Origin of the sequence: Streptomyces sp. NPDC007162 (genome assembly GCF_040634175.1) — a bacterium.
GTDB lineage: Bacteria > Actinomycetota > Actinomycetes > Streptomycetales > Streptomycetaceae > Streptomyces.
In genome coordinates this window covers 1-1,991 of the sequence record NZ_JBEYFC010000921.1, presented here as the reverse complement: position 1 = coordinate 1,991, position 1,991 = coordinate 1, and the positions used below count along the sequence as shown (strand labels likewise).

The window sequence follows — 1,991 nt, the reverse complement described above, 5'->3', positions numbered from 1 at the left end:
GTCAGCGAGGTCTTGCCGATGTCCATGACGGGACGCCGGGTGTGTCGGCGAGGATGAACCGGCGCTTCGGGGTGGCGAAGTACCGGTAGGCGACGTCGATGGTGATGCCCTGTTCGCGCTCGGCGCGCAGCCCGTCGGTGAGCAGGGCCAGGTCCGGGGCGTCCTGGCCGCGGCTGGCGGAGGCCCGCGCGACGGCCTCCAGCTGGTCGGTGAGGACCGACTTGGAGTCGTGCAGCAGCCGACCGACGAGGGTGGACTTGCCGTCGTCGACCGAGCCGGCGGTCGCGAACCGCAGCAGCGTGGTCTCGTCCAGACCGAGTTCCGTGGTGGTCGTGCTCATCTCTAGAAGTACCCCTCGCGCTTGCGGTCTTCCATCGCGGCCTCGGAGAGCTTGTCGTCGGCGCGGGTGGCGCCGCGCTCGGTCAGCCGGGACGCGGCGATCTCGGCGATCACGGCGTCCAGCGTGGTCGCGTCGGAGTCGACGGCACCGGTGCAGGACATGTCGCCGACGGTCCGGTAGCGGACCTGACGCTTCTCGACGCTCTCGCCGTCCTTCGGGCCGCCCCACTCGCCGGCCGTCAGCCACATCCCGCCGCGCCGGAACACCTCACGCTCGTGCGCGAAGTAGATCTCCGGCAGCTCGATGCCCTCGCGGGCGATGTACTGCCAGACGTCCAGTTCGGTCCAGTTGGACAGCGGGAAGACGCGGACGTGTTCGCCGGGGGCGTGCCGGCCGTTGTAGAGGTTCCACAGCTCGGGGCGCTGGCGGCGGGGGTCCCACTGGGAGAACTCGTCGCGCAGCGAGAAGACCCGTTCCTTGGCGCGGGCCTTCTCCTCGTCGCGGCGGCCGCCGCCGAACACGGCGTCGAAGCGCTCGCTCTGGATCTTCTCGGTGAGCGGCAGCGTCTGGAGCGGGTTGCGGGTCCCGTCGGGGCGTTCGCGCAGCACTCCGCGGTCGATGTAGTCCTGCACGGAGGCCACGTGCAGGCGCAGGCCGTGCTGTTCCACGGTGCGGTCGCGGTACTCCAGGACCTCGGGGAAGTTGTGCCCGGTGTCGACGTGCAGCAGGGAGAAGGGGACCGGCGCGGGGGCGAACGCCTTCAGCGCCAGGTGCAGCATCAGGATGGAGTCCTTGCCGCCGGAGAACAGGATCACCGGCCGTTCGAACTCGCCCGCCACCTCACGGAAGATGTGCACCGCCTCGGACTCCAGCGCGTCCAGGTGAGACAGGGCGTACGGGGTGTCCGTGCCCTCCCCGTGGGTCGCCACGGTCGTCGTCATGCCAGTCCCCTCTCGCTGAGCAGCGCGTGCACGGACGCCGCGGACTCCTGCACGGTCTGGTGCTGCGACTCGATCCGCAGGTCGGGTGTCTCGGGCTCCTCGTACGGGTCGTCGACGCCGGTCAGTCCGGTCAGCTCACCGGCGGCCTGCTTGGCGTACAGCCCCTTCACGTCGCGTACGGAGCACACCTCGACCGGGGTCGCCACATGCACCTCGACGTAGGCGGTGCCGTTCTCCGCGTGGCGCTTGCGTACCGCGTCCCGGCTGTCCGCGTAGGGCGCGATCACCGGCACCAGGGCCTTGACGCCGTTGCGGGCCAGGAGTTCGGCGACGAAGCCGATGCGCTGCACGTTGGTGTGCCGGTCCTCGCGGGTGAAGCCGAGGCCCGCCGAGATGAACTCGCGGATCTCGTCGCCGTCGAGCACCTCGACGAGGTGGCCCTCCGCGCGCAGCCGGCCCGCCAGCTCGTACGCGATGGTGGTCTTGCCGGCACTCGGCAGACCCGTGAGCCAGACGGTGGCTCCGGTCGTCACGTGCAACTCCTCCGTGTTCGCCTGGAAGGCATGCGCGGTCATCCGTGCAGTCCGCACTCGGTCTTGGCCCGCCCCGCCCAGCGGCCGGCGCGCGCGTCCTCGCCCTCCAGCACCCGGCGGGTGCAGGGGGCGCAGCCGACGGACGTGTAGCCGTCCATCAGCAGCGGGTTGGTCAGC

The 1,991-nt window shown here is 70.8% G+C and carries 3 protein-coding genes and 1 pseudogene; all 4 read right to left on the bottom strand.

Going from position 1 to position 1,991, the window contains the following annotated elements; genetic code table 11:
- Position 1 precedes the first annotated feature (1 nt).
- A complete protein-coding gene (locus ABZ646_RS45840) occupies positions 2-340 on the bottom strand; it encodes a GTP-binding protein (RefSeq protein ID WP_360533520.1) in 339 nt (112 codons plus the stop codon).
- A gap of 2 nt (positions 341-342) precedes the next feature.
- The gene (gene cysD, locus ABZ646_RS45835) at positions 343-1,281 is read right to left on the bottom strand and encodes a sulfate adenylyltransferase subunit CysD (protein WP_360533517.1); all 939 of its coding nucleotides are present in this window, start codon (positions 1,279-1,281) and stop codon (positions 343-345) included.
- Positions 1,278-1,856, bottom strand: coding sequence for an adenylyl-sulfate kinase (cysC, locus tag ABZ646_RS45830; protein ID WP_360533514.1), 579 nt, complete (start codon positions 1,854-1,856; stop codon positions 1,278-1,280). Before cysC ends, cysD begins: the two co-directional genes overlap by 4 nt.
- Positions 1,853-1,991, bottom strand: a pseudogene (locus ABZ646_RS45825) (phosphoadenylyl-sulfate reductase); the annotation flags it as partial. The gene cysC and the pseudogene ABZ646_RS45825, both read right to left, overlap by 4 nt.